The following is a 22,363-nucleotide window of genomic DNA, read 5'->3' as shown; positions in this document are numbered from 1 at the left end:
CGACATGCGCGAGCATATCAAGCGCGTGCACGAGAACAGCTTTGGCCTCTACGGTGCGCGCAAGGTCTGGCATCAACTGCGCCGCGAGGGAATTTCGATTGCCAGGTGTACGGTGGAACGATTGATGCGCAGCATGGGCCTGGCCGGCATCCGGCGGGGCAAGACGACCGTCACCACGGTCAGCAATCCCAAGGCTCCGTGTCCGCTGGACAAGGTCAACCGGGAGTTCCGCGTCGCCCGGCCCAACGCCTTGTGGGTGGTCGATTTCAGGTACGTGCACACCTGGGCAGGTTTCGTTTACGTCGGGCTATGCGCGGCGTATCGGGGGTTGGAAGGTCAGCACCTCGGCAACCGCGGTGTTCGTTCTGGATGCCCTGGAGCAGGCCATTCATGCTCGTCGCCCCGGACCTGAGGATGGCCTGATCCACCACAGTGACAGGGGCGTTCAATACCTTGCCATGAACTACACACAGTGCCTTGCCGAAGCCAACCTGGTTCCTTCAGTCGGCAGTGTCGAGGACACTTACGACAACGCCTTGGCCGAAACAATCAATGGCCTCTACAAGGCAGAGGTAATCTGGCGCCAGCGCTCCTGGCCGAGTGCGTCGGCCGTCGAAATGGCGACCTTGCGCTGGGTCGACTGGTACAACGAGCATCGCCTCTCCGGTCCCATCGGCTACATTCCGCCCGCCGAGGCAGAGGCAAATTACTATGCAGCCATCGAGACCCTCGATATGGCTGCCTGAGTCAAACCAGATAGCCCCCGGAAAACCCGGGGCGCTTCACCCTGTCCGCGCCTTAATGTTGTCCAACGCCGCCACACCCGCAAGATGACCTTGACGCTTGGGCAAGAATGGTATGACGCGACTTCCCGAAGGCGAGCGTTGAACGTGTCAGTTGGCGGCGGTGAACCGCCGTCGCAGATGCTGTGAGCCTTGAACTTCGTCGAGAATGGCGACGGCGAAGTCCTCACGTGAGATGCGGGCGTGCGGAAAGCCGACGGATGGCTCGGGCATGATATCACCTTCGAGCCGGTAAACGCCGGTGCGTTCGCCAGGATAGATTTCGACGGGTGGCGAAATAGCCGTCCAGACGATATCCGCCTGCACGCGCAGGGCGTCGAGAGCTAGCATCGCCGGCCTCGAAGTCGGCGGCTCGATGCCCTTATCCTTCATATGATCGAAATGCAGGCGACCATCCTCGCGCTCGAGACTGCCCGCTCCTACAACTACGATAGCGCGCGCCACGCCGCTGAGGCGGATGGCCTCTATCACGCTATCGATATCGTTCTCGTTCCATTTGACGGCGAAGATCGCGACTTCGTTTTCGCGCAACAATTCGGCGAGATGTTCGACTTCATGCGTGTCAGCGCGTACGATCTTGAAGTCAGTCGCCTCGGGGAATTTGCCCGGATCGCGCGATGCGGCCGTAACCGCATGGCCCCTGGCTATTGCCTCGCGAAGAATGCAACTGCCAATGTTGCCGCTCGCGCCCACGATGATGATCGATGCCATTTTGGTCCTCTTAGTTCGACGTTCACCTTAGGGGCCATGGCGAGCATGAAAAGCACACTTTTGTAGATGGCTCCCATTCAGCTTGTGAATGTCTTTTATGCTCTGTTCGCGTTTGGTAAAATCCTGCGCAGCGGACGCAAGTCAACCTTGGGCCACGAACCGCTGACTTGTCAGCTCAAGGGCTGAGACGGTAGGTCATGGACAGGATAGCGAGGGGTTGGGTCGACTTCTCAGTCAGGGGACTATTCTTCACATCGCCGATCAATGTCGTGACGCCGACCGTAGCGCCCAGACTGAGCCGACTGTTCAATCGATAATTCGCCGAGACACTGATCGAGGCGTCCTTGAACCCGCTTCCGGGATGGTATTCCCGAAGCCCGGATGCCTGCGCCTCTGCTGCATCAATCCCGAAATAGCGATCATTGTGTTTGCCATTTGCCCAACTCGTCGACAGCGCTGGAACGACCATCAAGCGTGGTGACACCGAGATCGGGTAGGCGATGCTCGCATCGGCGATAAGACCTTTTGTGCTGCCTGCAAAGCCCTGCGTTGCGCCAATGGTCGCGATAAGTCCACCCGCCCTCAGATTGGCGAACACGCGCGCTCCGGCCCCGAAGCCGACGCTATCAATGCCTTTGGGAACGTCGCGCTGCCTGAAGCCCGGCATCACCGCGACACTTGTACCAACACTGAGTACCGGCGTCTGGACCAGATTGAAGCCGACACCGTCCTTCAGATTGGCAAAGAGCCTTCCCTTGGCGATGTCGATCGCGGGTAGCGTCAGAACGCGGTAATTGTCGGAGCCTTGCCGGCTTGGCATATAGATCGTGCCAATGCCCAGAAGCACGTGGTCACCAGGCGGTGGTCCGCTGGCTGGTGGCGGGGAATCTGGCTCCTGAGCCAGCGCCGACACGCTCGATGTCAAAAGGAGAGAGGCGGCAACAAGTTTGATGGGCTTCGAGCATTGCATCAAAATCATCCTTCGGTGGCTGTGTGGCCCTCTGGCCCCCTACGCGAAAAATCAGGTCATCTTGTCCGCGGGTCCGTCGCGCTCCACGCCGGCCCGGACACGTGGTATTTCCAGACGGATTTCAAGGCCGCCGTTCTGGCCGACAGCAGCAGCGATATGGCCGTCATGGCGATCGAGCGCTTGCTTCGCTATCGCCAGCCCCAGACCATAGCCTTGATGGGGGGCGCCGTTGTCGCTGCGCCAGAAAGGGCGGAAGATCTTGTCTACATCTTCAGCTGGCAGCCCTGGCCCTTCATCGGTTACCGTTACACGCAGAATATCGGGGGCGATCATGCACTTGATTGAGACCATGGAATTCTCAGCCGTATATTTGACGGCATTACGGATCACATTCTCAAGCGCGCGATAGATGAGTTCGCCGCTGACTTGTGTTACGAAGGATCCGCTGATGTCGGCTGTGATCCTGACGCCTCGAGCCTGACCTTCAAAACATGCGTCGGTGACGATCTCATTCAACAGGTCGATGATGTCCAAAACCTGGAAGTCGGATCGATCGGCAGAGTCGGCTGTCAGCCGGGCAAGAGTGAGGATCTCGCCGATCAGACCGTCGATCCGCTGAATTTCGCGATCCATACGGTCCATCAGGGGTACCAGCTTGCCTGGACTTTGTCGCAAAATCCCCAAAGATGCCTGCAGTCGCGATAAGGGCGAACGCAGTTCATGCGAGACGTCATGAAACAGACGCTGCTGAGTCTGCTGCAGTTGTTGCAGTCGCTCCGCGCTGCTGTCGAAATCATGCGCGAGCGCCGTCACTTCATCCTTGCGCCCGTCCATCTTGTCGCCGATCCGGACATCGAAATGACCTTGCGCCAGAGCAGCCAACCCTTGTCGAAGATAGGCAACAGGTCTGATCATGTATCGTGCCAGCCAGAAAGCCGCGATCGCGCTTGCCAGTAAAGCAGTGATCCAGGGCGCCAACCTCTGCAGACCATTTGCGAGAGTTCGGGCGGACGCAGCTTCCATCTGGATGCGATAGCAGTGCGAACCGACGCCGATGACGCTTGGCACGTCGGCGCTTTGCGCGGTGCAGCGAGCCGCTGGAACATCAAGGATAAAAAGTCGCATTGCCGGGGCTGCCCGTGCGGCCGCGTCCGCGAAGGCTCGCGCCGACCCAATTCCTTCTGTGCGAAGCAGCCGCTCGGTCACTTGCAGAGCAAAGCTACGCTGGCCTCGCTCGACTTCCTCAGCGAACGGAAGAAGCTGGAAGGTAACCACGAATATGATCGCGCCGATGATCGTTGCTGACAGCGTGAGCCAGACGATCACGAAGAATTTCCAGTACAAGGTCCGCATGGTCAGCCTTGCACCAACTGATAGCCCTGGCCCCGCACGGATTGTATCCACGCCTGGCCATCCCCTCGCACGCCCAGCTTCTGTCTGATCGAACTGAGATGCACATCGATCCGGCGATCGAACGAGGTCGCCGGCTTTGCGAACACCAGCCTCGAGAGTTCATCCTTAGAGACAAGCCGCCCAACATTGCGGGCAAGGATTTCGAGCAGGCCGAATTCCGTCCCGGTCAGGCTGAGCGATCGGCCGTCCCAGTCAGCTGTCCGGCTGGCGGCGTTTAGAGTAAGTTTGCCGGCATGCACGACGTCGGGCACCACACTGGCGCCCGGCCGGCGCACTCGGCGCAGGATTGCTTTGAGCCGGGCGGCGAGTTCGCCTGGAGAGCAGGGCTTGGATACATAATCATCGGCGCCAAGATTGAGCCCCGCGATCCGGTCCGCATCGTCGCCCTTGGCGGTTAACATCAGCACCGGTGCCGAACTCACCCGCCTGATCTTCTGCAGCACATCGATCCCGTTGATACGCGGCATCATCACGTCCAGCACGATAATGTCCGCCGTACCAGCCTGCGCGGCGCTGATCGCAGCACGTCCGTCGTCGGTGGCGTCTACGGAAAAGCCTTCCTCGGCGAGATACTCGCTGAGCAGGGTCGTGAGTTCAACATCGTCGTCGACCAGAAGTATCTTTTCCATTGTTGCTACACGCCCTTTCCATAGCGCCCGGGTGCAACTGAGCGCGGTCGATCGTGCTTCGATAGCAAATCCTGCATGACCGTACGCCTGGGTTCTTTGGAGCGGGAAGCCGCGCCTGCGTGTTCGCACAATCTGTCCGGGTCAGCAGATGATGGCTTCGGTTCATGGTCGGAATGCCAAATGTCATTAGCGACGAGAACCCGGCTTTACGTTTCTTAGCGCAACTTTTGCCTATCTTTACCTGTCCCGCGCGCACTGCCGCAAAATCCTCTGCTACAGGGCTAGCTATGGTTCTGACAATTTTCGGATGAAGGTGGATGCTGCGTTTGCGAATGCCGGTTCTTTTGGCAGGGCTGCTCGCAAGCGCCTGCACCGTCGGGCCCGACTATCACCGACCGCAGATAGCGACACCATCCGCCTGGCAGGCGACGCGCCCCCATGGCGGCCATCTTGCGCAATTGAGCGATTGGTGGTCACGCTTCGACGATCCGATCCTGGTTCATTTGCAGGAACTGGCGGAGAAGAACAGCCCTTCGCTCGAGCAAGCCGTGGCGCGGATCGATGCCGCGCGCGCAGACCTTTCGAGCAGCCGAGCAGACGCGCTGCCCAGCCTCACCGGCACGGGCAAATATACCCGCTCGAGCCAGACGTTCAGCACTGGCGGTGTCGGGATCACCTCCGACACCGCGGGTTTCCAGTGGGGTGGCGACGCCAGTTGGGAAATCGACCTGTTCGGAAAGGTGCGGCGCAACAACCAGGCCGCGCGTGCGCGCATCGACGAACGGATTGACGACTGGCACGATGCCCGCGTTTCTCTCGCTGCCGAAGTCGCGGACGACTACACGCAATTGCGCGGATGCGAGCAGTTGGCCAAGCTTTACAGCCAGCAGTCGCAGTCACAAGGCGAAACAGCGCGTTTGACCCGGATCAGCGCAAGGGCCGGGTTCACGGCGCCTTCCGATGCCGATCTGGCGGACGCAAGCGCCGCAAGCATCCGCTCGACTTATACCGATCAGGTCGCGCAGTGCGACCTTCTGGTCAAAAGCCTGGTCTCGCTTACCGGAGAAGATGAGACGGCCCTGCGCGCGGTGCTCGCCGCCGGCACCGGCGAACTGCCCCGGCCGGAAATATTCGAAGTGACCTCGGTTCCTGCGGATCTGGTGCGCCAAAGGCCCGACGTTGCCTCGGCCGAGCGCGAGTTGGCGGCGACCAGCGCCGAAATCGGCGCGGCGGTCGCGGATCTCTTTCCCAGCCTGTCGCTTAGCGGATCGATCTCGCAGGGTGGCGGCACGAAAAGCTGGTCTTTCGGCCCGACGCTCAGCCTGCCGATCTTCGACGGGGGCAGGAACCGCGCGGCTGTGCGCAGCAAGAAAGCGGCCTATGCCCTGCAACTTGCCACCTACCGCGAGACAGTACGAAGCGCGGTGCTCGAGGTGGAGCAGGCGCTTGTCCGGCTCGGTTCAGCGCGTGCGCGCGAAATCGACGCAGAACGTTCGGCACAGGGATATCAGGCCAGCTTCGTAGCCAATGATAAACTCTACCAGGCGGGGTCCAGCAGCCTGCTCGACCGCGAAAGTTCGCGACGTGATGCGCTTGATGCGCAGCGTGGTCTTGTCAGTCTGCGCCAGTCTCAGGTGCAGTACTGGATTGCTCTATACAAGGCGCTGGGCGGAGGCTGGAACGCCGCTGACCGCAGCGTGACCAAGCCATCTTCGATCGGAGTTACCCACCCGTGACACGCCAATCGTTATCTCGCGTATTTGCATGCACCATTGCGCTGGGCGCCCTGTCGCTGGCCGGTTGCTCGTCTTCGGACACGACTGGAACGAAAGATGAGGGCTCCACGGCCCTTGCTGTCGACGTCACCAAGCCGGAAGAACGTCTCTGGCCGCATGAGATCACCGCAAGCGGCGCGCTCAAGCCGTGGCAGGAGATGGTCATCTCCGCCGAGACCGGCCCTTATCGCGTTGCCAGCCTTAACGCCGATGTCGGCACCTGGGCCCGAAAGGGACAGGTTCTCGCGGTACTGGCAAGGGACACGCTCGAAGCGCAGCGGGCGCAACAGGTCGCTGCCGTGGCGGAGGCACAGGCCAACCTTGCAAAGGCCAGAAGCGACGTCGAGCGAGCGCGGCAGGTGGGTCACAGCGGTGCGCTCTCGGCACAGCAGATCGAAAGCTACAAGGTCACGCTGCAGACCTCGCAGGCTTCGCTCGACTCGGCAAAAGCCCAACTTCGCGCGACGGAAGTCTCGCTCGGCCAGGCCATGGTGCGCGCACCCGATTCCGGTGTCGTATCTTCGCGCTCGGCCAATCTCGGCGAGGTTGTCAGCGCCGGTGGAGAATTGTTCCGGATGGTCCGCCAGGGACGAGTCGAGTGGCAGGCCGAGCTGGATTCGCGTCAGTTGCAATCCGTCCATGCAGGCCAGGTAGGGCGTGTCACATTGCCGGGCGGCGCGGAGGTTTCTGGCACGATCCGCCTCGTTGCACCGACGCTGAGCACCGATACCAGTCGCGGCATCGCCTATGTCCAGCTGCCTGTCGGATCGCCGGCGCAGGCCGGCATGTACGCCGGTGGGGTGCTCGAAGCCGGATCTTCCAAAGTGCTCACGGTGCCTGATACAGCGGTGGTCCTGCGCGATGGCAAGTCTTCTGTCTTCGTTCTCGGCAAAGGGAACAAGGTGCAGGAGACCTCTGTTACGACCGGGCAGCGGCGTGACGGGCGGGTCGCGGTGACCGGTGTCCCGATCGACGCCGCAATCGTCAAAAGCGGCGGTCCGTTTCTGAGTGATGGTCTCGTCGTGCGGGTCGTGGCCGCAAAGGACGCGCGCAAATGAACATCTCGTCCCTGTCGATCAAACATCCGGTCCCTGCGGTGCTGTTGTTCATCATGCTGACGGTATTCGGAATCGTCGGCTTCAACCGGCTTCAGGTCCAGAATTTCCCGGACATGGATCAGCCCACCGTGACTATCAGCGCGACGCTCGAAGGCGCGGCGCCGGAGCAGATGGAAACCGAGGTCGCCCGCAAGATCGAGGATAAGCTGACCTCGCTGCGCTATCTCGACCATGTCACCACGGCCATCACCGAAGGCAATGTCAGCATTTCGGTGAGTTTCGCCATCGACAAGGATCCTAACGAAGCGGTCGAGGAAGTGCGCAATGCTGTCGACAGCGCGCGGACGGATCTGCCGTCGGCTCTGCAAACGCCCACGGTTTCCAGGCAGACCGGCGCGGGCTCCTCGATGCTCACCTATATGATCAGTGCGCCTAATATGGATGAGGAGCAGCTCTCCTGGTTCATCGACAATGACGTCACCAAGGCGCTGCAAGCTGTTCAGGGTGTTTCAAGCATATCGCGCATCGGCGGTGTCGATCGTGAGGTTCATGTCGATCTCGATCCGGCCTTGATGGCGGGTCTTGGCGTGAGCGCCTCCGACGTCAGCACCAAGCTCAAGGCGATGCAGAGCGACAATAGCGGCGGGCAGGGCGATGTTGGGAACCAGCGCCAATCGCTGCGAACGCTTGCCGCCATGCATGATCCGCAGGAACTGGCCAGGATCAGCGTCCCTGCCACCAACGGGAAAATGGTGACCCTCGCGCAAGTCGCGACGATCCGCGACGCCCATGCGGAACGCGCGACTCGTGCCTATCGCGACGGCAAGGAAATCATCGCCTTCAGCGTGGAGCGATCCCTCGGTTTCGGCGATGTCGCCATCGCAAAGAAAGTGCGCGAGCGCATCGCGACATTTACGCAGCAGCATCCCCAGGCCAAGATCACGGAGATCAGCAACACAGTCGAGCCCATCGAGAACAATTATGAAGGCTCGATGCATCTTTTGATCGAGGGGGCGTTCCTCGCGGTCATTGTCGTCTGGTGGTTTTTGAGAGACTGGCGCGCGACACTGATTTCCGCGACGGCTCTTCCGTTGTCGATTATCCCTACCTTCGGCGCCATCTATCTGTTCGGCTTCACGCTCAACATGGTCTCGCTGCTCTCGATCGCGCTGGTGATCGGCATTCTTGTCGACGATGCGATCGTCGAAGTCGAGAATATCGAGCGACATCTGCGAATGGGCAAAAGCGCCTATCAGGCGGCCATGGAGGCGGCCGACGAGATCGGTCTGGCGGTGATCGCAACCACCTTCACGCTGGTCGCGGTGTTCCTGCCGACGGCGTTCATGAGTGGAATTCCCGGCAAAATCTTCCGCGAGTTCGGCATTACCGCCTCGATCGCGGTGCTGTGCTCGCTGCTGGTTGCACGGCTTCTCACTCCGATGATGGCGGCCTATTTCCTCAAGGCGACCTTGCATGAGGATAAGGATGGGAGCCTGATGACGCGGTATCTGCGATGGATCCATACCACTCTCGATCATCGCAAAACCACCGTGGCGCTTGCCGGGCTGTTTCTGATCCTGTCGCTATCGATGATTCCGTTCCTGCCTTCGGGCTTCATTCCCGCCCAGGACAACGCCCAGACCAGCGTCTCGCTCGAACTTCCACCCGGTAGTACGCTTGAACAGACCGTCGCGATCACGCGGCAGGCCGACACCATCCTGCGCGGGCTGCCTGAGGTCGCTCACGTCTTTTCATCGGTGGGGACGGCGACCAGTTCCAATGGTCCGGAAGGCACATCCTCGACCACGAATCTCGGCAGCGCGTCGCTGACTGTGGACCTGGTCCCCAGAAGCGAGCGGAGCATGAAGCAGTCGAAAGTCGAGGCGAAGATCCGCGAGGCTTTGCGCGTTCTTCCCGGCACACGCGTCAGCATCGGCGGAATGGGGAATGGCGAGGTGCTGGAGATCGTTCTGGCGAGCGATGACGGATCGTTACTCGAGCGTACCGCTGCAAAGCTGGAGGGCGAAATCCGTGGCGGCATAAAGGGTATCGGCAATGTGACCTCAAGCGCGGCTTTGCAGCGTCCGGAAATCCAGATTCGGCCCGATTACGCCCCCGCCGCTCAACTTGGTGTAACCAGCCAGAATATCGCCGACGCCATGCGGATCGGCACTTATGGCGACTATTCGGCCTCGCTACCAAAGATGAACCTGTCCGAGCGGCAGGTCGATATTCGGGTGCGTATGGACCCCTCTTTGCGCGAAAATCCCGACGCGATCGGTCAGCTTCGCGTAAATGGAACCAACGGCCCCGTCGCACTGGCATCGCTGGGCGAGATCGCATTTGGAAGCAGCCCGTCACAAATCGACCGCATCGATCGATCGCGTAACGTCACGCTTTCGGTCGAGCTTAACGGCCGGCCGCTCAGCGAGGTCATGAACGAAGCCAAAAAGCTCCCCGCTCTCAGGACCCTCCCCAGCGGCGTGCGTCTTGTCGAGCAAGGGGAACTGCAGCGCACCACGGAAATGATGGGCAGCTTCGCCCTCGCGATGGCAATCGGCATTTTCTGCATCTATGCGGTACTGGTGTTGCTGTTCCATGATTTCTTGCAACCTGCCACGATTCTCTCGGCATTGCCGCTTTCGCTCGGCGGCGCGCTGTTCGCGCTGCTTATCTTCAACATGAGCTTTTCAATGTCGGCGGTGATCGGGCTTCTGATGCTGATGGGCATTGTCACCAAAAACTCGATCCTTTTGGTTGAATATGCGATTATGGCCAGGCGGGATCGCGGACTGTCGCGCTACGAAGCCCTGATCGATGCCTGCCACAAGCGTGCAAGGCCCATCCTGATGACCACGATCGCCATGGGCGCGGGCATGCTGCCCACCGCGCTGGGTTTTGGAGCAGATCCCAGTTTCCGCCAGCCCATGTCGGTCGTGGTGATCGGCGGGCTGATCACGTCCACAGCGCTCAGCCTGCTCGTCGTGCCAGTCATCTTCACTTATGTCGACGACTTCGAGCATTGGCTCAGGAGAAAGGCGGGCGAGGTCTTTCATCGCGACTCCATGATTCATCCAACTTCCACGGCCCGGAGCGCAGAAGTGAGTGAGTGATGGCTCGTGAACGCTTTAGTCGCTGATGGCCCTCCGTTTATCAAGGGGCTGTACGCTTGGTCGCCGTGCGCTGCCAACCTCGGCGCGTGGTTAGAGAAATAAGAAGTGTGGTGAAACCCGCACCATTAATGAGACCTGTGCGCGGGTAGGCGTGATAGCTGATGCTATGGACTCTCCAAGAGGGAGAGCAGCAGATGGCGTGTCGTTCGATCGGTCAGGAGCAGTTCGGTTTTGTTGGCGGCGGCCGACCGACCTCACCACTCGACACGCTTCCTTCCCTGATCGAATGGACGCCGATCGCGGTACTTCTGGACCCGCTCAAGGGCGAGCCCGCATGGCCACCGTCCGCAACGGTCAAGGCGCTACTACTATCAAACTGGTACGACCTGTCTGACGTAAAGCTGGTCGAGGCGCTCGACGATCGCGCCTCCTTCCGCCACTTTTGCGGGTTTCCAGCAAATGAAACGAGGCCCGAACGCACCGTCTTTGTCAGATTTCGTAGGATGCTGGCACCCCATAAAGTTGACCGGACACAGTTCGAGACCGTTACCACACAGCTCAGCTCAAAGGCGGTGACGGTCAAGACCGAAACCCTCGTCGATGAAACTATCATTGCCTCCGCGACTGAGGGTGACGAAGATGCGCAATTGGTAAAGCACATAGGAAAGAGAAGCAGCTCTTGGGTTCAAGGCCCATTTCGGACCCGACGCCGACACGGCGTTGGTCGAGGAAGTGTCGATCACGTCCGCCAAGATCAACTACGGGAAAGCGGAAGCTGACGCCCTTCTGAGGACCTCGGGGAGGTGTTTACCGACAGCGTATATCGCGGTAACCACTTTCGCGATGCCATGCGTTTCAGGGGCGGCATCCCGCAGTTCGTCGTCACTGGCACGTGGGATCGCGACAAACAGGAAAAGGTGCGGAAGCTGAGTGAGTCGAACCAACCCATCCATCGCATGCGTGGCGGGATCGAGAGAATCTTCGGGACATGGAAGCGATGCTATGGCCTGCGCCGAATGCGATGGCGTGTCCTCCCAAAGCCGCCTTCCAAGTCCACCTCACCGTCATCGCCTACAATCTCAAGGGCATCATGAATATCCTCGTGGGTCCGGCATGAATCTCAGCACCATCCAAATGAAACCGATACTGAAACAGATACCGGGCCAACCCATCCTCTGAGAACGTACGTGATTTCATAGCTTTACGCCTACTTGCGCACAGGTCTCATAAGAGGCCGCTGTCATGCCGTTCTCTCAGTGGCGATTTTTCATGGCTAGCTTTTTGTCGTCCTTCGTAGAGTACGTGCCCAGCGGAAAGACCAGTACCTTCCTGATACCAGGAAGTGGAGCAGCGATCGTTGAGATCCTTTATGCCATCTGCTTACGCACCAGATCTGGCCCAGACCATCGGGGATCCGGAAGATCCCATGGAACATGAGCGTTTGCTATCTCCAGTCCACACAGGCGTGCATCGAACATGACGACGCTCGCGCAGGCCGGGTCGGCATGGATGCCGAGCCCATGGCCAGAAACGCAGAAAGTTAGGAACGCGCGAGGGCGACCACGAATGTCACAACACGCCGCGACCGAGCCCCCACGATCTCCATGGCCAGCACCGCCCCGATCACTGTGATCAGCGCGCGATCCCGGCGGCCGCCAGCACGGCGAGCGTAACCAGGTCAGATGCGCTGGCGGACATCGGCGCGATCTGGACCGAATGCTTCATGTTGATCAGCATGGGGCCGATGATGTGTTCGCCACTTAGTTCCTTGAGCAGTTTGGCCGAAATGTTGGCTGATTGCAGCCCCGGCATCACCAGTATGTTCGCCGGCCCCGACAGACGGCTGAACGGATAGTTCTTCTGAAGCGCGGGGTTGAGCGCCAGATCGGGCGCCATTTCTCCCTCATATTCAAAATCGACGTTTCTCGCGTCAAGTGCCGCTACCGCGTCGCGGATATTGCCGACCCATTTCCCTGGCGGGTTGCCGAAAGTGGAATAGGAAAGGAAGGCGACGCGTGGCTCCTGGCCCATGCGCCGGGCTACGGCAGCCGTTTGCTCAGCGATATCGGCAAGCTGCTCAGCCGACGGTCGTTCGTTCACCGTTGTGTCGGCTAAAAAGACCGAATGATTTCGTCCAACCAGAAGATGGATGCCAAAAGGCGTATGCCCAGGCGCCGGATCGATCGCGCGCATGACCTCGATCATTGTCTGCCGAAAAGGCCGGGTGACGCCGGTCACCATCATGTCCGCCTCGCCCAGTTCGAGCATGAGCGCGCCGAATATGTTTCGGTCGCGATTGACCATGCGCTCGACGTCACGGCGCAGATATCCCCGGCGCTGAACGCGGTCATAAAGCAGTTCGACCATGCGGGGCACGAGGGGCGAATGACGCGCATTGTGCAGTTCATAATCCGCTGGATCAGCTCCCAGTCTCACCAGCATGTCCCATGTGTGATCATGCCCGACCAGAACCGGGATACCGTAGCCGCCATCCCTGAAGGCGATCGCCGCGCGCAATACCACTTCCTCCTCGGCTTAGGCGAACAGCACCCGTCGCGGTTGCGAGCGGGCCTGTTCATAGGCCGAGGCGAGGACGGATGTCGTCGGGTTAAGCCGAGCGCGCAGGCTTTCACGATAGGCCGCCATATCCTCGATCGGCTTGCGCGCGACGCCAGTATCCATCGCGGCCTGAGCAACAGCGGCGGGTACCACCTCGATCAGGCGCGGATCGAACGGCGCCGGAATGATATAATCCGGCCCGAAACGATGCGCCACACCATAGGCAACCGCCACCTCTTCAGGGACTTGCTGCCTGGCGAGATTGGCCAGTGCATGAGCGGCGGCAATCTTCATCTCCTCGTTGATCCTCGTGGCGCGTACGTCGAGCGCGCCGCGGAAGATAAAGGGGAAGCCCAGTACATTGTTGACCTGGTTAGGATAGTCCGAGCGTCCAGTTGCGATAATCGCATCCGGTGCCGCCTCGCGCGCAGCGGCAGGGTCGATTTCCGGATCCGGGTTCGCCATCGCGAAGATGATCGGGCTTGGCGCCATCTTACCCACCATCTCCCTGGTAAGCGCGCCGGCGACGGAGAGGCCGTAGAAAACATCCGCGCCCACGATCGCCTCTTCGAGCGTGCGCGCTGAGGTTTCGACGGCATGCGCGGATTTCCACTGGTTCATGCCCTCGGTGCGCCCCTTGTAGATCACGCCTTTGGAATCGCAGAGCGTAACATTGCCAGGCTTTACGCCCAGCGCTTTCGCCAGTTCGGTGCAGGAGATCGAGGCGGCGCCTGCGCCGTTCACGACAATCCTGATGTCCGACAATTCTCGGCCGGTCAAATAGCAGGCGTTGATCAGGCCGGCGGCGGAGATGATAGCGGTGCCGTGTTGGTCATCATGAAACACGGGAATGTTCATACGTTCCCGCAGGGTCTGTTCGATCACGAAACATTCAGGTGCCTTGATGTCTTCGAGATTGATGCCGCCAAAGCTGGGTTCCATCAGCTCAACGGCGTCGATGAAGCGATCGACATCCTCTGTGGCAAGTTCGAGATCGATCGAATCGACATCGGCGAAACGCTTGAACAGAACGGCCTTGCCTTCCATCACCGGCTTGGAAGCGAGCGCGCCGAGATTGCCGAGGCCCAGGATCGCCGTCCCATTGGTGATAACCCCGACCAGATTGCCCTTGGCGGTATAGTCGTAGGCGGTTGCGGGGTCAGCGGCGATGGCTTTCACCGGGACTGCGACACCGGGCGAATAGGCGAGCGCCAGATCATGCTGGGTTGCCATCGGCTTGGTCGAAACGATCTCGATTTTGCCGGGCCGTCCGACCGAATGGAAATCCAGTGCCTCGCGCTCGATCATCGCCTGTGTATCTGCCATCCTGACAAACTCTCCGTGTTATGACGTTCCAGGCGTGCCATCGCGGGAAGGTCGTTGTTGCGTGCAAGAGGCTGGACCAGCTTGACAGGACAGACCCAGCTCTTCGCATGGGATTCGCAGTGCCGCGCGCGCACCCGGTCTTACAAAGGCAATCGGTCGATACCAGCCTTTGACCAAATCGATTGGATCACAGCCCCTGATCGCCGCCATGGTCTCATCCTGATGCTGGCCTCCGGTCGGCCGCGAGTCATATGGAAGAGAGGATTTCATGGCAGTTTATCTCAAGCGCGGTGCGGCCGCCGACGTTCGGGCGGAAGCGGACCGCAAGGTTCGCGACATTGTCGAAGCGACTCTGGCCGACATTGAGGCACGCGGTGATACAGCGGTGCGTGAACTGTCGATCAAGTTCGACAACTGGGATCGCGAAAGCTACGCGCTAACCGCACAGGAGAAGCAGGATTGCCTTGACCAGCTTTCCGGACAGGATCTCAAGGATATTGAATTCGCGCAGGCGCAGGTGCGCAATTTCGCGCAAATCCAGCGCGATTCGATGAAGGATGTCGAGGTCGAGACCCTCCCCGGCGTCGTGCTCGGCCACAAGAACCTGCCGCTCAATGCGGCAGGTTGCTATGTGCCAGGCGGCAAATATCCCCTGCTCGCTTCCGCGCATATGTCGGTGATCACAGCCAAGGTCGCGGGTGTGCCGCGAGTGATCACCTGTGCGCCCCCCTTCCATGGCAAGCCCGCACCCGCGATCGTCGCCGCTCAGGTCCTTGCCGGCGCCGACGAAATCTATGCACTGGGCGGCATCCAGGCTATCGGCGCGATGGCGATCGGGACCGAGAGCATCAAGCCGGTCGACATTCTCGTCGGCCCCGGCAATGCCTTCGTGGCGGAGGCCAAGCGCCAGCTCTATGGGCGCGTGGGCATTGATCTTTTCGCCGGCCCAACCGAAACGCTGGTGATCGCCGATGAGATCGGCTGCGATGCCGAACTGGCCGCGACCGACCTGCTCGGTCAGGCCGAGCATGGCCCGGACAGCCCGGCGGTGCTGCTCACCACGTCCGAAAAGCTTGCCCGCGAGACGATGAAGGAGGTCGAGCGGCTGCTCGAAATTCTTCCCACCGCCGATTATGCCCGCAAGGCATGGGAAACCTATGGTGAGGTAATTGTCGCGGAAGATGACGCCGAGATGCTTCGCATCGCGGACGAGATCGCGTCCGAGCATGTGCAGGTGATGACCGCCGAGCCGGATTATTTCCTCAACCACATGACGAATTACGGCGCGCTGTTCCTGGGTGCGCGCACCAATGTCGCCTTCGGCGACAAGGTGATCGGCACGAACCACACGCTACCGACCAAAAAGGCCGCGCGCTATACCGGTGGTCTGTGGGTCGGGAAGTTCCTCAAGCCCTGCACCTATCAGCGTGTTCTCACCGACGAGGCGTCGGCTATGATCGGCGAATATTGCTCGCGGCTATGTGCGCTCGAGGGCTTTGCCGGTCATGGCGAGCAGGCCAATATCCGCGTGCGCCGTTACGGTCATCGCAACATCGCTTATGCCGGAAAAGCCGAGGCTCTGGACGCGGCGGAGTAAGCGGTCATGGACTTGCCGAAGACGCCGAGTTTCCGCCTCGATGGGCGGCCTGCGCTCGTCACCGGCGCCGGCCGCGGGATCGGCCTCGCGCTCGCGGCTGCGCTGGCGGAAGCCGGCGCCGCCGTGACGCTGGCGGCAAGATCAGGCGGAGAGATCGAGGCGGGAGCGTCGGCTATCAGAGCGGCTGGCGGAGATGCCCAAGCTGCCTGCCTGGATGTGACCGACCTCTCCGCCGTCGCGACGTTCTTCGAGAGCCGGCCAGCTTTCTCGATCCTCGTCAACAACGCCGGAACCAATCGCCCCAAGTCCATGCTGGACGTGGAAGAAGCCGATTACGACGCAGTGCTCGACCTCAACGTCAAGAGTGCCTTCTTCGTCGCGCAGGCCGCCGCACGCCGGATGATCGCCGGTGGGGTCGCCGGCAGCCTCATTCATATCGGCTCGCAGATGGGACATGTCGGTGGGTCCAATCGATCGCTCTATTGCGCCTCCAAATGGGCGCTGGAAGGAATGAACAAAGCCTTTGCGCTGGACCTCTCGCCGCACGGCATCCGTTCCAATACGATCGCTCCCACATTTATCGAAACGCCGATGACGCGGCCGTTCTTCGAGAATGCCGAATTCAAGAATTCGGTGCTGCAGAAGATCAAGCTCGGGCGGCTTGGTACCCTCGAGGATTTGATGGGCGCTGTCACCTTTCTCGCATCCGATGCGGCCGCGCTGATCACGGGCACCAGCCTGCTGGTCGATGGCGGTTGGACCGCCGACTAGGAGTTTTTTGTTATGTTCGAACCCTTTCCTGGAAACTATGTGTGGAACCTCGCCACCAACCTCGCGCTGGTGTGCGGAGGCAACCATGGCGAGATAGACGAGGCGTGCCGGCCGGTGCGCGAGGCTTCGCTCGCCGGAGCTGATGCAGGTTCGGCGCAACTGTTCGACAGCTGGATCGCGGTCGCCGATCAGGTGGCGGCCAATGCCGAGGCGGATCTGGCTGCGGGTTACGCTCTGTCCGCCGGCACCAAGTTCCTGCGTGCCAGCGGCTATTATCTCGCTGCCGAGCGCATGCAGAGCCGGGATTACGCGCCGCGCTGGGCCGCCTATGAAAAGGGGCTGGAACTCTATCACAAAGGATCGGCCCTGCGCGGCCTGCATGTGGACAAGGTCGAGATCCCTTATGAAGGCGCGAGCTATACCGGCATCTTCGTGCATGACGGGTCGGGTACGCCGCGGCCGACCCTGGTTTCGGTCAACGGCCTCGATTCCATGAAGGAACAGGTGAACATGGCGGGCCATGGCAAGTCGAACCTCGAGCGCGGCATCAATACCCTGTTCGTCGACCAGCCCGGTACGGGTGAAGCGATACGCAACCGTGGGCTACCTGCAGTCTATGACGCGGAGCGCTGGGGTAGTCCCGCTTTCGACTATCTGTTGACCCGCGGCGATGTGGCGCACGACAAGATCGGCATCTTTGGCCTCTCCTTCGGCGGCTATCATGCGCCGCGCATTGCCGCCAATGACCCACGTTTCGCCTTGTGCGCGGTGATGGGGGCCAATCATGTCTGGGGCAAGCGCCAGCGTGAACGGGTGAAGAATGAAGGGGAAAACCCTGTTCCGCATTACTGGGACCATGTGCTGTGGGTATTCGGCTTCAACGATCGCGATGAGTTCCTCGCCTATGCCGATCAGATCACACTCGATGGCCAGGTGGAGAAGATCAAGGTGCCCTTCCTCGTCACCCATGGCGAGAACGACCGGCAGATCCCGGCCTTCAATGCGCAGATGAGCTATGATCAGGCTGTCAACAGCTCCAAACGCCACCTGCGCATGTTCACGAAAATGGATTTCGAGGTCGAGCATTGCGGTGCCGATAATGGGACAGCGATGCGCGACTATATCGCGGACTGGTGTGCCGAAACCTTCGCGGAACTGGGGTGATGATCAGGTCGGTGTTCGCCTTTCATCACGGTGGGGTCAGCGTTCCCGACCTTGAAGCCGCGATCGCCTGGTATGGGGAGATGCTGGGATTCGCGCTCGAGCATCGCTTCTTCATCGAGAAGGCCAACGCCAAGGCCGCTTTCGTAAAGAATGGCTCGCTGCGTTTCGAACTGTTCGAGGTTGTCGGCGCAGCCCCTCTGCCTGATGAGCGCCGCTTCCCGCCAAGCGATCTCAGAACCCATGGCAACTGACCTGCCCCCCGAAAGATCCCTCATTCTGATGTAGAGTCTGCCCACGAGAAGGAGCAGACGCATGAGGAAGAGCCGTTTTACCGAGGCGCAGATCATCGGGATGATCAAGGAGCAGGAGTCCGGGCTGCCGACCGTCGAGATTTGCCGGAAGCATGGGCTGAGCACGGCGACGTTTTACAAGCTGAAGGGCAAATACGGCGGGATGGAAGTGTCCGATGCCCGCCGGCTGCGGCAGCTTGAGGATGAGAACGGCAAGCTCAAGCGGCTGCTGGCGGACAGCATGCTCGACAATGTGATCCTCAAGGATCTGCTGGGAAAAGCCTGACGACGCCAGGCCAGCGGCGAGACGCTGTGCTCGAGGTGCTGGGAAGTTACCAGATTTCCCAGCGCCGGGCCTGTGTGCTGATTGGTGTCGACCCAAAGACGGTCCGGCGCGAACGCCCGCCGGACCACGGTGCCATCCGAACTGCCATGCGTGAGGTCGCAGGCCAGCGCCGTCGCTTTGGCTATCGCCGGATCGGTATCATGCTGGAACGCCAGGGGATGAGCATGAACCACAAGAAGCTCTACCGGCTGTACCGGGAGGAAGGATTGTCGGTGCGCCGCCGTCGTGGCCGAAAACGGGCGCGTGGCAGTCGCACGCCGATGCCTGTGCCGCTGATCCCAGGCGCGCGGTGGTCGATGGACTTTGTGTCCGACACATTCGGCGCCTCGCGCAAGTTCAGGATTTTGGCCATCAATGATGATTGCTGCCGGGAAAACCTGTGCCTGGTGGGCGACACCAGCATCTCGGGCGCCCGGGTGGCGCGGGAACTCGACACGCTGGTGCGCCTCCATGGCAAACCGGCTTGCATTGTCAGCGACAATGGCACCGAATTTACCAGTCGGGCGATCCTGGACTGGGCCGGCAAGAACCAGGTCGAATGGCATTACATCGATCCGGGCAAGCCTCAGCAGAACGGGTTCATCGAGTCCTTCAACGGCTCGCTGCGCGATGAACTGCTCAATGAGGAACTGTTCGACAGCCTGGCCGATGCCCGCCGGAAGCTGGCGATCTGGCGCTACGATTACAACAATGTCCGGCCCCACTCATCTTTGGGAAACCGGACGCCTGCACAAGCGCGTCGAGCCTTCGTGCAGGACGAGACCATCATGCCCGACGCGCTTGTGCAGGCGTCCGGGCCATCGTATTCAACCGCTGGACTCTCGTTATGATCGAGGGACTGACGGGGGGCAGGTCACAACAAGCATGTCGCATTCCGGATTGGGAATCTCGACCTCTTTCTTGCTGAAATGGAGGCCAAGGGCGCGGATATTGCCATGATCGTGCGCGAGGCATTCGGCAAAGGCTGCTTCTTGCGCGATTGCGCCGGCAACCTGATCGAATTTGTTGAGGAACCTGTCATTTGAGATCCCTTCTTATACCTCTCGCCAAGGAAATCCTGAAAGGCTACGGCGCGAGACTTCCTGCCAATCGGCAAGGAAGTAGGCGAGGTGCTCGGTGCCTTAATCTAGCGTGCAAAACCCAGATCACCGTCGAAACAAGATTGAGATAGCCCCAGACAAGTAGAGCTATGCTTGTGCGTAGGTTGCAACTGCATCATGAACAGTGGGATATTGCCGGACACAAAGGAACTGATCGTGACGCTGCCGGATCGTATTGCTTGCGTACCGATCGGTTTGTGGAAGTCACTTTACATTCTGTGCCTCGAGGCGTTCCATCTCGACGCCCTAATCGGGCAGGGGCGATCAGCATTCTTCAGCTATCCCCCCCACGCGATAGGTCGTAGGCTACCACCTACCGTAAAAGGTTGACAAGATCATCGTTCCCCCGAGTTGACTGGCCAGATACCGTGATTGCCAGGTGAGAGAATACCGGACGGGTCGAGTGCTCCCTTTAACTTCTGATAAAGCTTGGCAAGCGCGTGGTTGTTGTAATCTTGCTTATCGGCCACTTGATCAACCAGAGAAATATGGGCTCGATAAGGAGCGCATCCCCATTTTGCGATTTCATCGTATAGTTGTCCTACCGCCAATTTCGCGGCGGTAACACGATCTTGATCGCTCTTATCGAAAAGAATCATCGTAGCGCAGATCATGCTGCGGTTGGTTAAGCCGGCACCAAATGCGCCTAGCAATCCATGACGGGACAATATCTCGCTAACCAGTTTCTCAACTTTCAAGGCCATTTCACCGGTCATTGGGATGACCGGTGAACAATCCATGTGCCCAAACTGATCGAAGATCGATTCAAACTGATCCTTGAGAAACTGGTTGGGAATGCCCGCAGGTACGAGATGAGGAGGAGCAACGTCGTGCGGATCCACATCACCTGGGTAAGTTTGCAAATCGAGCATCGCTCCGGGAATGGTCGCGACAGCTTCTTTCAAGATTTCGCTGCGCGCGTCTACCATTCGGCGGTTGCCATATAAGCCGAAGCGAGCATTCCATCGGCCGGGCGGCAGCATACTGCGCAGGTTTGCCATGGTGTATCTACCCCCTCCTGCCTCGCCTTCATCTGCCATGGCACGGGGCGAGCTCAGCAACATGGGTGTACCCTGAAGCACTCCCTCCAGCATTAGCGTACGAAGCATGTCGACCAACCGAATTACATCCTCGTCCTGGTGACAACGGATGAAGCCAGCCGCAAACTGTTCCGGGCGGGGAGTGAGCCACACGCCTGCCTTGGTTACGATCCCAAAGTTCGACTGCTTGAAAAGGTCGTCCATGGATGGTCCGAAGCCGCGCCGATGGCAGGACCAGAGAGGACTTCCGGTGATTGCACCCTGTCCCGTGCGGACAAGCGCACCATCGGCCAAGACAACTTCAAGACCGCATAGAGAGGAAGCGTGATCGCCCATGACATGATAACCCATGCCATGGTCCAGCGCGTTCCCGATGATGCTTCCCCAGCCAAGGTCAGGGACGGACATGGCCAGCGGCAGGCCTTGCCTCCTAATTTCCTCGTAAAGCTGTTGGAAGGTTACGCCCGGCTCAAGCAGGGCAAAGCAATTTTTTGGATCGATATCGAGTATACGGTTCATCCGGCGCAAATTCAGGACAATGGCCCCATTGGCGGCCGGTGCGGAACCACCGTAACCAAAATTGCGCCCCATCGAGGACGTCCAGAGATGGACGCCCGTTTCGGCCGCGATACGCACAGCGGCTTGAATTTGCTCCACCGATACGGGCTGAACGATCAATGAAGGTTGATGAGAGACTGCGCCGGGTCCTTCATACGGGTCGTGAAATTCTTTCACGCCGATCTCATCATCCCTTACAGCTTCTGCACCAAGTTCTGCCACGAACCGACGGCGGGCTGTTTCGAGACGTTCCGCATCTGGATGCACCGAAGTCTCCACGAATGACTGCATTTCTTTCCTCTCCTTTAACAGGGAGCTTCCCGACACAATACTAGACATTATTATTGGGTAATAATTCTAGTGGATTGATCGGAACGAATGAGTCCGCTTGAGGGATTCCCATACCGTCGGTGCCGTGCGACGATGCGGCATGCGAACGGGTATCGATATCGAGGTCACTGCACCGGACACGAAGCGGCTTGAGGCGATTGTTGCGGCGCGGGGTTCGCCGCAGAAGCATGTCTGGCGGGCGCGCATCATTCTCCTGACGGCTCGCGGCCTGGGCACTCAGGCGATCATGATGGCGACGGGCAAATCCAAGACGTGCGTATGGCGCTGGCAGGAAAGGTTCATGGCCGAAGGCGTGGATGGGTTACTGCGCGACAAGACCCGCCCACCGGGGATTGCGCCTCTCGACGCTGCTTTGGTTGACAAGGTCGTGAAGCTGACGCTGGAGACGCCCGGCCACGAGGCTACCCATTGGACAGTGCGCGCGATGGCTAAAGCCGTTGGTATCGCGGCGTCATCGGTCGTGAAAATCTGGCACGACCACGGTCTGGCGCCCCATCGTTGGCGCAGCTTCAAGCTGTCGAACGACAAGGCTTTTGCCGAGAAGCTTCACGATGTCGTCGGGCTTTACGTCTCACCGCCTGCGCACGCGATCGTGCTGTCAGTCGATGAAAAGAGCCAGATCCAGGCGCTCGACCGGACCCAACCGGGCTTGCCGCTGAAGCGCGGTCGCGGCGCAACCATGACGCACGACTACAAGCGCAACGGGACCACGACCCTGTTCGCCGCGCTCAATGTCCTGGATGGCTCCGTGATCGGCCGCAACATGCAACGACACCGGCATCAGGAGTT

The 22,363-nt window shown here is 59.9% G+C and carries 17 protein-coding genes and 3 pseudogenes; 14 read left to right on the top strand and 6 right to left on the bottom strand.

The window, feature by feature from the left end:
* Positions 1 to 746 (top strand): annotated as a pseudogene (locus V7066_RS19435) (IS3 family transposase); the annotation flags it as partial.
* A gap of 147 nt (positions 747 to 893) precedes the next feature.
* Here the strand turns inward: V7066_RS19435 and V7066_RS19430 are convergent.
* From V7066_RS19430 to V7066_RS19415, 4 genes are all read right to left on the bottom strand, one after another.
* Positions 894 to 1,514: an NAD(P)-dependent oxidoreductase gene (locus V7066_RS19430; protein ID WP_334184626.1), complete on the bottom strand. Its 621-nt coding sequence runs from the start codon at positions 1,512 to 1,514 to the stop codon at positions 894 to 896.
* A 175-nt stretch (positions 1,515 to 1,689) separates the two neighbouring features.
* Positions 1,690 to 2,484 (bottom strand): MipA/OmpV family protein, encoded by a 795-nt coding sequence (locus V7066_RS19425; RefSeq protein ID WP_334184625.1) that lies wholly within the window; start codon positions 2,482 to 2,484, stop codon positions 1,690 to 1,692.
* Positions 2,485 to 2,535: 51 nt separating this feature from the next.
* Positions 2,536 to 3,810 carry a HAMP domain-containing sensor histidine kinase gene (locus tag V7066_RS19420; RefSeq protein ID WP_334184624.1) on the bottom strand — a complete coding sequence of 425 codons (1,275 nt, stop codon included), beginning with the start codon at positions 3,808 to 3,810 and terminating at the stop codon, positions 2,536 to 2,538.
* A gap of 29 nt (positions 3,811 to 3,839) precedes the next feature.
* Positions 3,840 to 4,526, bottom strand: coding sequence for a response regulator transcription factor (locus V7066_RS19415; RefSeq protein ID WP_334184623.1), 687 nt, complete (start codon positions 4,524 to 4,526; stop codon positions 3,840 to 3,842).
* A 317-nt stretch (positions 4,527 to 4,843) separates the two neighbouring features.
* On the opposite strand from V7066_RS19415, the gene V7066_RS19410 reads away from it, so the two are divergent.
* The 6 genes and pseudogenes from V7066_RS19410 to V7066_RS19390 all read left to right on the top strand — a co-directional run bounded on the left by V7066_RS19410 (position 4,844) and on the right by V7066_RS19390 (position 11,589).
* The gene (locus V7066_RS19410; RefSeq protein WP_334184622.1) at positions 4,844 to 6,262 is read left to right on the top strand and encodes an efflux transporter outer membrane subunit; all 1,419 of its coding nucleotides are present in this window, start codon (positions 4,844 to 4,846) and stop codon (positions 6,260 to 6,262) included.
* Positions 6,259 to 7,359, top strand: a complete 1,101-nt coding sequence (locus V7066_RS19405; protein WP_334184621.1) for an efflux RND transporter periplasmic adaptor subunit — start codon at positions 6,259 to 6,261, stop codon at positions 7,357 to 7,359. Before V7066_RS19410 ends, V7066_RS19405 begins: the two co-directional genes overlap by 4 nt.
* Complete coding sequence (locus V7066_RS19400) at positions 7,356 to 10,472, top strand: efflux RND transporter permease subunit (RefSeq protein ID WP_334184620.1); 3,117 nt, start codon at positions 7,356 to 7,358, stop codon at positions 10,470 to 10,472. Before V7066_RS19405 ends, V7066_RS19400 begins: the two co-directional genes overlap by 4 nt.
* A 161-nt stretch (positions 10,473 to 10,633) precedes the next feature.
* Entirely contained in the window at positions 10,634 to 11,251 is a 618-nt protein-coding gene (locus V7066_RS19395; protein ID WP_334184619.1) for a transposase, read from the top strand.
* Positions 11,252 to 11,320: 69 nt separating this feature from the next.
* Positions 11,321 to 11,440 (top strand): annotated as a pseudogene (locus tag V7066_RS28805) (hypothetical protein); the annotation flags it as partial.
* Positions 11,441 to 11,460: 20 nt separating this feature from the next.
* Positions 11,461 to 11,589, top strand: a complete 129-nt coding sequence (locus tag V7066_RS19390; protein ID WP_334184618.1) for a hypothetical protein — start codon at positions 11,461 to 11,463, stop codon at positions 11,587 to 11,589.
* 515 nt (positions 11,590 to 12,104) lie between these two features.
* Here V7066_RS19390 and V7066_RS19385 read toward each other — a convergent pair.
* Positions 12,105 to 14,357: pseudogene (locus tag V7066_RS19385) on the bottom strand (NADP-dependent malic enzyme).
* A 268-nt stretch (positions 14,358 to 14,625) separates the two neighbouring features.
* Here V7066_RS19385 and hisD point away from each other — a divergent pair.
* The 6 genes from hisD (at position 14,626) to V7066_RS28800 (ending at position 19,550) form a co-directional block, all read left to right on the top strand.
* Positions 14,626 to 15,954: a histidinol dehydrogenase gene (gene hisD, locus V7066_RS19380; RefSeq protein ID WP_334184617.1), complete on the top strand. Its 1,329-nt coding sequence runs from the start codon at positions 14,626 to 14,628 to the stop codon at positions 15,952 to 15,954.
* 6 nt (positions 15,955 to 15,960) lie between these two features.
* Positions 15,961 to 16,725, top strand: coding sequence for an SDR family NAD(P)-dependent oxidoreductase (locus V7066_RS19375; RefSeq protein ID WP_334184616.1), 765 nt, complete (start codon positions 15,961 to 15,963; stop codon positions 16,723 to 16,725).
* A gap of 39 nt (positions 16,726 to 16,764) precedes the next feature.
* Positions 16,765 to 17,889, top strand: a complete 1,125-nt coding sequence (locus V7066_RS19370) for an alpha/beta hydrolase family protein (protein WP_334184615.1) — start codon at positions 16,765 to 16,767, stop codon at positions 17,887 to 17,889.
* Positions 17,889 to 18,140, top strand: coding sequence for a VOC family protein (locus tag V7066_RS19365; protein WP_334184614.1), 252 nt, complete (start codon positions 17,889 to 17,891; stop codon positions 18,138 to 18,140). The genes V7066_RS19370 and V7066_RS19365 overlap by 1 nt, the downstream gene beginning before the upstream one ends.
* A 61-nt stretch (positions 18,141 to 18,201) precedes the next feature.
* Positions 18,202 to 19,355, top strand: a protein-coding gene (locus V7066_RS19360; RefSeq protein WP_334184613.1) for an IS3 family transposase whose coding sequence is annotated in 2 segments (ribosomal slippage) — positions 18,202 to 18,460 and positions 18,460 to 19,355 — 1,155 coding nt in all. Because the reading frame shifts where the segments join, the coding sequence is not laid out codon by codon here.
* Between the two features lie 78 nt (positions 19,356 to 19,433).
* Positions 19,434 to 19,550 (top strand): VOC family protein, encoded by a 117-nt coding sequence (locus V7066_RS28800; protein ID WP_442947349.1) that lies wholly within the window; start codon positions 19,434 to 19,436, stop codon positions 19,548 to 19,550.
* 410 nt (positions 19,551 to 19,960) lie between these two features.
* Here V7066_RS28800 and V7066_RS19355 read toward each other — a convergent pair whose 3' ends face one another.
* Positions 19,961 to 21,514, bottom strand: coding sequence for an FAD-binding oxidoreductase (locus tag V7066_RS19355; protein ID WP_334184612.1), 1,554 nt, complete (start codon positions 21,512 to 21,514; stop codon positions 19,961 to 19,963).
* A 139-nt stretch (positions 21,515 to 21,653) separates the two neighbouring features.
* Here V7066_RS19355 and V7066_RS19350 point away from each other — a divergent pair.
* Positions 21,654 to 22,363 (top strand): IS630 family transposase (locus V7066_RS19350; RefSeq protein ID WP_334184611.1); only part of this gene is annotated, 710 nt, incomplete at its 3' end.

The organism is Novosphingobium sp., assembly GCF_036820275.1.
Taxonomy (GTDB): domain Bacteria; phylum Pseudomonadota; class Alphaproteobacteria; order Sphingomonadales; family Sphingomonadaceae; genus Novosphingobium.
Note: the sequence above shows the minus strand (reverse complement) of the source record. Positions and strands in the feature narration are given on the sequence as shown.

Excerpts from the sequence above, each read along its gene's own strand:
- V7066_RS19430 (WP_334184626.1), bottom strand. The coding sequence starts at position 1,514 with ATGGCATCGATCATCATCGTGGGCGCGAGCGGCAACATTGGCAGTTGC.
- V7066_RS19425 (WP_334184625.1), bottom strand. The coding sequence starts at position 2,484 with ATGCAATGCTCGAAGCCCATCAAACTTGTTGCCGCCTCTCTCCTTTTG.
- V7066_RS19415 (WP_334184623.1), bottom strand. The coding sequence starts at position 4,526 with ATGGAAAAGATACTTCTGGTCGACGACGATGTTGAACTCACGACCCTG.
- V7066_RS19410 (WP_334184622.1), top strand. The coding sequence starts at position 4,844 with ATGCTGCGTTTGCGAATGCCGGTTCTTTTGGCAGGGCTGCTCGCAAGC.
- V7066_RS19400 (WP_334184620.1), top strand. The coding sequence starts at position 7,356 with ATGAACATCTCGTCCCTGTCGATCAAACATCCGGTCCCTGCGGTGCTG.
- V7066_RS19395 (WP_334184619.1), top strand. The coding sequence starts at position 10,634 with ATGCTATGGACTCTCCAAGAGGGAGAGCAGCAGATGGCGTGTCGTTCG.
- V7066_RS19390 (WP_334184618.1), top strand. The coding sequence starts at position 11,461 with ATGGAAGCGATGCTATGGCCTGCGCCGAATGCGATGGCGTGTCCTCCC.
- hisD (WP_334184617.1), top strand. The coding sequence starts at position 14,626 with ATGGCAGTTTATCTCAAGCGCGGTGCGGCCGCCGACGTTCGGGCGGAA.
- V7066_RS19375 (WP_334184616.1), top strand. The coding sequence starts at position 15,961 with ATGGACTTGCCGAAGACGCCGAGTTTCCGCCTCGATGGGCGGCCTGCG.
- V7066_RS19365 (WP_334184614.1), top strand. The coding sequence starts at position 17,889 with ATGATCAGGTCGGTGTTCGCCTTTCATCACGGTGGGGTCAGCGTTCCC.
- V7066_RS28800 (WP_442947349.1), top strand. The coding sequence starts at position 19,434 with ATGGAGGCCAAGGGCGCGGATATTGCCATGATCGTGCGCGAGGCATTC.
- V7066_RS19355 (WP_334184612.1), bottom strand. The coding sequence starts at position 21,514 with ATGCAGTCATTCGTGGAGACTTCGGTGCATCCAGATGCGGAACGTCTC.